The following is a 7,742-nucleotide window of genomic DNA, read 5'->3' on the forward strand; positions in this document are numbered from 1 at the left end:
CAGCGCGCCGGGGTCACCGGTGGCCGGCGGGTCGACGGGCGCCGGGAGCGGGAGTCCGGTCGTCGGCGGGTCGGTCGGCACCGGCTGCTGGACGTCGTCGATCTCCGGTCCGTCGACCAGCTGGGGGTCCGCCCGGTTCACGCCCCGGTTGTCGCCGTGCTTGTCCGCGCCGTCGGTGATCAGGAACGGCAGGCCCATCAGCACCACGCCCGCCGTGGCGGCGGCGACCAGCGCGGGCCGCCGGAACCGGGGACGACGGGAGTTCTCGTCCGGCTCCTCGCCGTCCGCGCTCTCCGTCCCGACGGGGACCGGCGCCCCGGGCTCCTCGCCCGGACCGAACCCGGCGGCGGAGGCGGCCGAGGGCACGACCGCGACCGGCGGCACCGCAGCGGCGGTCACCACCGGCGTGACCGGCCCGTACTGCGGCACGGCGACCTGCTCGGTCGGCGCCTCCGCCGTCGCCGGGGCGGCCGCCGCGGCAGCGGCAGCGCCTCCGGCCGAAGCGGTGGCACCCGCCGGCGCCCCGGCCGACTCCTCCTCCATCTCCCAGTCCATCGACGGCAGCTGGATCCCCGCCGCCCCGCCCCGAGCCCCGTTCCCGCCCGTACTCGTGCTCACCGCAGCTCCTCCGGCCTCGCATGCAGTCCCAGTCGACAGGACCACCCCGGCGACTGGACCTCGGGTGCTCCTACTCCGTTCCTACGGCCGGACCCGGCCCGACGGTTCACGGCTGCCCACCGCCGCCGCCCAACAGCTGGGTCAGGGCGCTGAAGACGGTGTCCTCCAGGCTCTCCATGGGCTCCGGCGCCTCGATCCGCGGCGGCCCGTCGGCCTCGTGCGGCGGCAGCGGCGGGTTCGGGACCGGCGGCTGCGGCTGGACCGGCTGCACCGGCTGCACCGGCTGGACCTGCTGGACCGGCGGCGGGACGTGCACCCAGGAGTCCTCGGACAGCTCGCTCCCGGAGTCCAGCAGGTCCGAGTCGACCGAGCGGTTGTCCGAGTCGCTCCCCAACCGGGCGTTGGGGTGCAGGTAGAACTCCTCCGGGCCCTCGTACGGCCGAGCCGTCTCGAAGGTCCCACTGGTCGTCTCGCGCCCGTGCCCCGGGCGCGGCAGGTCCGAGTCGAGCGAGATCTCGTCGAAGGACTCCTCCGGGCCGTCGTAGGACCGAGCCGTCTCAAAGGTCCCACTGGTCGTCCCGCGCTCGTGCGTCAGGCCCTCCGGGACGGCGCTCTGCAGGACGGCCGGCCCGAGGTTCCGCGGCGCCTCCGTCCGCAGGGTCGAAGGCAGGGACAGGCCACGCAACCCCGACGGCCCGATGCCCGGCATCCACCCGTCGGCATCCTGCTCCAGGTTCGGCGTGTCGTCGTCCGAACCGCGCCGCGACGAGGTGTCGGACTCGGACTCCGGGGTCAGGTGCTCGTCCTTCGAGGTGTGCGACTGCTCCTGCACCTCCTCCTGTACGACCACCACCGGCTCGCGCCGCACGGTCGACGGCTGCTCCTGCACCTCCTCCTGCACGACCACCACCGGCTCGCGCCGCACCGTCGACGGCTGCTCCTGCACCTCCTCCTGCACGACCACCACCGGCTCACGCCGCACCGTCGACGACTGCTCCTGCACGTCCACCACCGCGTCCCGCGACGGCGGTCCGACCCGGAACCCCCTGCCGCCCACGGGCCCGGTTCCGTTCGGTTCCGCACGCTGCACGATGACCACGTCCACCTCGCGCGGCGTCGTCCGGAGCACCCCGCGCAGCCTCTGCTCCAGGCGGTCGGCCTCCCTGGTGGCCCGGTCCGCCGGCGCGTCCAGGGTGATCTCCACCCGCTGCGGCGCGTCGCCCTCGGCGCCGAGGACCGTCCGCCGGACGTCCTCCAGCAGCCTGTTCATGTCGCCGGTACTGCGGGTGTCGGCCGCCAGCCGGATCGTCGGATCCGGGCCGGCCGACGGCTCCCGCAGGCTCAGGTCCACGGGCTGGTGCGGGCCGTGGGCGTTCCAGCGGGCGTTCACGTCCGCCGCCGACAGGTCGGGGTTCTCGCCGACCTGCTCGGCCAGGTCCTGGAGCCGGCGCCGTTCCTCCGCCGTGACCGGTCGGCCGTCCTGCACCCGGCGGAGGTGCTCGAAGGCCCCTCCGTTCGACTCGTCCCCGGCGAGGAGGAGCATCCGGTCCAGGCCCCTCAGCCACCGCACGGCCCGGTGGCCCTCGGTGGTGAGGGACCCGGCGAGCAGTTCCCGGGCGACATGGCCGACGCCCAGGATCCGGGCGCGGTCGTCCGGGGTGTCCGGGTTCAGCCCCAGCGCGTCCGCGACCGACCGCACCGCCGTGCTCGGCGCGCCGTGCAGCAGCAGTTCGCCGTCGGGCGTGCCCTCGTCGAACCGCAGGTAGCCGCCGGACGGGACGTCGGTGCTCCCCTTGACGTTGTCCACGGGGATGTCGATCTCGATCGCCATGAGCTCCCTGCGGGGGAGCACCGCTCCGTCCTTGTGGTAGACCACCTCCACCTCGGCGAAGCCCCGGTACCGCGCGGTGTCGGTCTTGATCTTGGCGTTGTTCACGACCTGGCCGCCCTCGCCGGTCGCGAGGTCGGTCCGGTGCTGGTAGGCGCCGTCGACGTAGCCGCCGCCGCGGCCTCCGACGTACTCGTTGATCTCGCCCTTGGCCCCGCCGGTGAAGCGCAGCGCCGCCTGGGCCGAGCGCTGGGCGTTGACACCGTCGGTGACCGAGGTCGTATTGGTCGGGTTGGACTCCGACTCCGCGTCGGTCCGGACGAACTCCAGCTGCTTGACCTTCACCCGCACCTCCACCCGGACGTCGCCGGCCAGGTCGGGCGGGCCGATCAGGAGGGTGGAGTTCCCGGGGCCGTCGGTGAGCGTCGGTGCCGCCTGCACGGGGGCCCGGCCCCCGTTCTCCGCCGGAGCGTGCGGGGCGGGCGGGGTCGGCGGAGTGTGCGGGGTGAGCGGAGTGCTGAGGCGGCTCGCCAGCGCCACCGGGTCGATCATCCGGTCCACCATGCCCCGGACCCGGTCCCAGGCGTCCGCGCCCAGGAACTCCTTCGCCCCGGCCGTCAGTTGCTGCCGCGCGTCCGGCCCGATGTCGGCCGTCCGCACCACGTCCGTGTCGACCAGCCCGTGCGTCCAAACCCGGTCCGGCGGGATCCGGACGACGTTGTCCGCCGCCGCGTGATCGGTGAGTCCGCGCAGCTCGGCCCCGCGCGGCGCGGTCGCGGAGTCGAAGACGTTGCCCGGGTTGGGCCTGGCGCCGACCGGTGCCTGCGCCCTCGTCTCGGCGATGTCGATGACCGCCTCCATGCCGAGCGGGCGGCGGAAGTACGCGTGCTTGGTGGCCATCACGAACGGGGGCGTGGTGCCCACCGCTTCCTTCCACTCGACCCTGAAGTGCAGGTCCGCCTCACCGGAGAAGATGCTCGCGTTCTTGGGCTTCACCTTGGTGGTGTTGCCGGAGCCCGTGCGGTTGGACCAGGTCTCCTGGGTGTCGTGGCCGGTGGACCCGGTCAGCGCCCCGCCCGCGTACCAGGCACCGCCGTTGACGCCCACCGTGGCGCGCAGCTGGTGGCCGGAGCCCGCCCCGCCGCCGGTCGCGCCGTCGGCCGCCGAGTGGGTGTGCTCGGTCTGCGTCCCGGTGTTGAACTCGGTGGTGGTGGTGCTGCCGGTGTGGGCCAGCCTGCGGACGGACGCGCCGATCCGGATGGTCACGCCGCCGTCGGAGACCACGAGTTCCCGGCCCGACATCATGGCCTTGAGCTGGTCGTGCAGGGTGTTCGGGGTGAGGGTGTCGTAGAGCTTCTGCCGGAGGCCGGACCTGCCCAGGCCGTCCAGCCACTTGGTGATGTTCCGCCCGCCGAACTCCCCCGGGTCGCCCGGTGCGCGCAGGAGGGCCTCGGCGAAGTCGCGGGTCCTGGTGCCGGTGTTCCCGTTGATGCTGTTCGCATCGGCGCTGTTCACCTCGGCACTGTTCGCGACGATGGTGTTCGTGCTGGCGTTCTTCGCACCGAGGCTGTCCACGCCGAGGCTGTTCCCGCCGGCGCTGTTCTCGTTGACGTGCCCCGCGCCGGAGTTCCGGTCGGAGGACACCGATCCGGTGCTCAGGTGGGCGGAGGCCGAGCCGGCGTCCCCGGCGTTCGGCACGAACACATTGGTGACGACGTCGGAGGACCCGAGCCGGTGCATCCGCCAGATGCGGTCCGGGACGGCGCGCGGCGCTTCCACCGGGCTGTACTGCGGGGTGACGACCTCCGCCTCCGCCCGGATCTCGCGGAGCTTGGTCGTGCTGGGGATCAGGCCGCCCGTCCAGCCCCGGATCTCCACCTCGAACCTGACGTCGGCGTCGGACACGGCGGCCCTCGACACGTTCTTCGCCCGGTTCACGGTGCTGCCCGCGGTCTCCAGGGCGATGCCGGTCGCCGAGTCGTGACGGTAGGAGTAGTCGACCGTCAGCACGCTCTTGCCGTCCGTGCTCGGCTTGCCGGTCACGCCGACGGTGCCGGTGATGCGTTCCCGCTCGTCGTACGAGACGCCGTGCCCGGTCCGGTTCTGCGTACCGACCTCGATCTCGGCGTCGTTCACCTCGCGGCGCAGCACGGGGGCTTCCCTCAACCGGGCCCGGACGATCACCTCGGCCGACCAGCCGGGGCCCCCGACCGGCACCTTGAGCACCCCGCCCCGGGTGAGCTGGGACAGGTTGGCCTGGAGTGTCCTCGGCCCGAGCTCCTCGGCGAGGGTGCGCTCCAGCTGCCGGGAGACGCCCCCGCGCGCGGCGAAGCGCTTCTGCAGGGCGGCGCGGACGTCCGTGAGCACCTGGGTGCCCCCGCTCCGCCCGTCGGGCAGGTCCTTGAACGAGACAACCGAGGAGGCGCTGAGCTGGTTGCGCGGCAGGACGGTGTGGGTCCGCAGGTGGGGCTCCAGCGGCAGCTCGGCCTTCGGGGCGCGCACGCTGAACTCGGTGCTGAAGTCCCCCACGACGGGGCGTGGAGCGCCCCTGCCCTCCAGGGTCAGGGTCAGCGTCACCCGTCCGTCGAAGATGTCCTGCGCGTCGCGGATCTTGCTGTTCGCATAGAGCTTGTCCCCGGCGGAGTCGCGGGTGCCGACCCGGACCCGCTCCTGCGAGCCGAGGTCCGCGTTGGCGTAGGGCGCGTTGGCGACACCGGGGAACGCGACGCCGCCCTGCTTGACCTCGTGCTTCCCGGCCTGCCGGCGCTCCGAGCTGAACGTGCTGGTCTCGTTCTGCCGGCTGAGGTCGGCGCTGGCGCTCTGCCTGAGGTACTGCGGGTCCGCGAGCGTGGCGGTGACGGTCACCTTGAGGTTGCGTCCCAGCACCGTGTCCTTGAGAACGCCCGGCTTGCCCTGGTCGAAGGCGTTCAGCTCGAACCGCTCCCCGCGGGTCATCGCGCTGAGCCGGGACGCCAGCGCGGGCTGGGTGACGAGCTGCATCACCTCGTCCCGCACGGTCGGCCAGAGGCTCCCGTAGTACTCCTTGCCGGCCGCCTCCAGATCGGTCCGCAGCTTGTCGACGGAGCCGATGTCGCGGACGACCGTGGACTCCGGCAGGCGGTTCTCGACGAGCCTGTCCACCGCGGCCTTGGCCACCGTGTCCGTGGCCGCGTCCGAATCGTGCTGCGGCCGCGGCAGCAGGTCGGACTGCGGCATCACCGTACGGAACCCGACCGGGATCTCGACGGGATCGCCCACCTGCCGATCGCCCTTGTGGACCACGACCTCCAGGTAGCCGTCGCCGTCGAGGATCGCGCCGGGTTCCTTGGTCTTGGTGGTGACCGCGGTCTCCAGCGTCCGGCCGGAGATGTGGATCGAGTCCGACCCCTTCCGGCCGCCGTAGGAACCGCTGACATTGAGTTCGTCGAGGCCGATCCGGCCGCCGCCCTGGAGCTGCCGGAGCCCGCTCACGACCTTCCGCCGGAGCCTGGTGACCATGTCGCCCGCGCCGGTGTTGAACTCGGTCTCCTTGGTGAGGGCCAGGACGTTCAGTTCGCGGTTGGCGGCCTTCACCTCGATCCGGACATCGCTGCCGGGGATCCGGACGACGACGGACTCACCGTTGGTCATGCCCTTGAAGTCCTGCTGGAGGCGCTGGTAGCCGAACTCCGCCACCAGCCGGTCGGACAGCGACCTGCGGTTGCTCCCGAGCGCCTCCCTGACCTCGGCGTTCCCGGCGAGCAGGTCGACCACGCCCGCCATGACCTGCCGCTGGAGCGGCCGGCCGGGCGGGGTGTTCAGGTCCTGCAGCTCCACGTTGCCGCCCGCGTCCTCGCCCGGCGTGGTGCGCAGCCGCGGCAGGCCCTTGGCGTGGACGTCCAGCATGACGTGGGACAGGTGCAGCCGCGCCTGGGTCCGGCGGGCCGGGTCGAAGGTGTCCGGCCAGCCGAGGTGCGCGGCGTCGAGGTCGTCGGCGGAGGCCCGGGTCTCGCGCTGCGGGATGCCGACCTCGATCGGGGTCGTCACGACGTTCGCGGCCGCCGGGTCCAGTCGGAGCGACAGGTCCTCCGTCCCCCGTCGGCCGGCCGGCTGGTAGCCGACCTCCAGGCGCAGCTGACCGTCGAACATCTCGGTCAGCTCGGTGGTCTTGGACCGCGAGAAGAACCGCGCCCGGGTGGTCAGGCCCTCCCAGGACATCAGGTCGCCCTGGACCCCGCCGGAGCCCTGGACCCGGAACAGCTTGAAGAAGTCGAGCCGCCCCTGCAGTCCGAGCCCGAGCCGCTTGCGGCCGCCCGTGGTCGTGCCGAGCGTCACGATGCGGTCGCTGCCGCCCTCGTACTCGAACTTCGCCTTCGCCTTGTCCTTCGCCCGGTGCACCAGCTCCGCGACCTCGCCGCGGACGGTGACGGTGCCCTGCCGGGCGTCGGTCCCGACCGGGATGTGCAGGACCTCTCCCCGGGAGAGGGCGGACACCTGGGCGCGCAGGCCCGAGTCGCTGAAGAGGGTCTCCGCGAGTGTCCTGGCCAGGGCCCGCGGGTTGGCGGTCCCGGCGGGGAGGACGTCGGCGATCCGTGCGGCGAGGTTCACGACCAGCGCGCTGTTGGGCTCGCCGACGCCGGTCACCATGTGCGAGCCGGAGAGCACGCCGGACTCGGTGACGGTCCGCGGCGGCAGCAGCGGCGTCCGTTCGTCGGTCTTGGGCGAGGACGGCGCCACGACGGGCTCGTCCTTCGGCGGGAGTACGGGCTGCTCCTCGATCTCGTCCTTGGGCGGGAGTACGGGCTGCTCCTCGATCTCGTCGTTGGACGGGACCTTCCGCTGCTCCTCGATCTCGTCCGTGACCGGGGGCTTCGACGGCCGGCTGCTCGAGCTCTCCCCCTGCGTCACCGCCTTCTCCGCGGCCTTCTTCGCGGCCTCGGCGTCCTCCATCGCCTTGATCCGCCGGTTGATCTCGGACATGTCCGGTTCTTCGGTCTCCCGCCTGCTGTGCACAGGGTTCTCGCGCACAGGGTTACTGCCGGAGCCGTCGCTCTCGTCGACCGGCGTGGGGGCCTTGGCCTTGCCGGCGGCGTTCCTGCGGATCCGCTGCAGGTCCTCCTCGGTCAGGTCCTCCTGGGCCTCACGCCTGAGCCGCTCCTGCTCCTCGGTCTCCCGCAGTACCTGATCCTGATCCTGGTCCTGCTCGTCCTCGCTCTCCCGCCTGACCTGGTCCTGATCCTCCTCGACCTGCTCCCGCCGCTGCCGGGCGAGCCGTTCCTGCTCGTTCCGGCGCTCGGCGGCGGCGACGGTCGAGTAG

Annotated in this window: 2 protein-coding genes and 1 pseudogene; 1 reads left to right on the top strand and 2 read right to left on the bottom strand. The window is 72.9% G+C overall.

Annotated elements, in window-relative coordinates; all coding sequences use genetic code 11:
* Positions 1-618, bottom strand: a pseudogene (locus tag VR45_RS37440) (hypothetical protein); the annotation flags it as partial.
* A gap of 106 nt (positions 619-724) precedes the next feature.
* The gene (locus VR45_RS37445; protein ID WP_234326550.1) at positions 725-7,405 is read right to left on the bottom strand and encodes a hypothetical protein; all 6,681 of its coding nucleotides are present in this window, start codon (positions 7,403-7,405) and stop codon (positions 725-727) included.
* Between the two features lie 27 nt (positions 7,406-7,432).
* On the opposite strand from VR45_RS37445, the gene VR45_RS49570 reads away from it, so the two are divergent.
* The coding region (locus VR45_RS49570) for a hypothetical protein (protein WP_234326552.1) at positions 7,433-7,742 on the top strand (310 nt) is incomplete at its 3' end.

Source organism: Streptomyces sp. NRRL S-495 (genome assembly GCF_000966955.1).
GTDB lineage: Bacteria > Actinomycetota > Actinomycetes > Streptomycetales > Streptomycetaceae > Kitasatospora > Kitasatospora purpeofusca.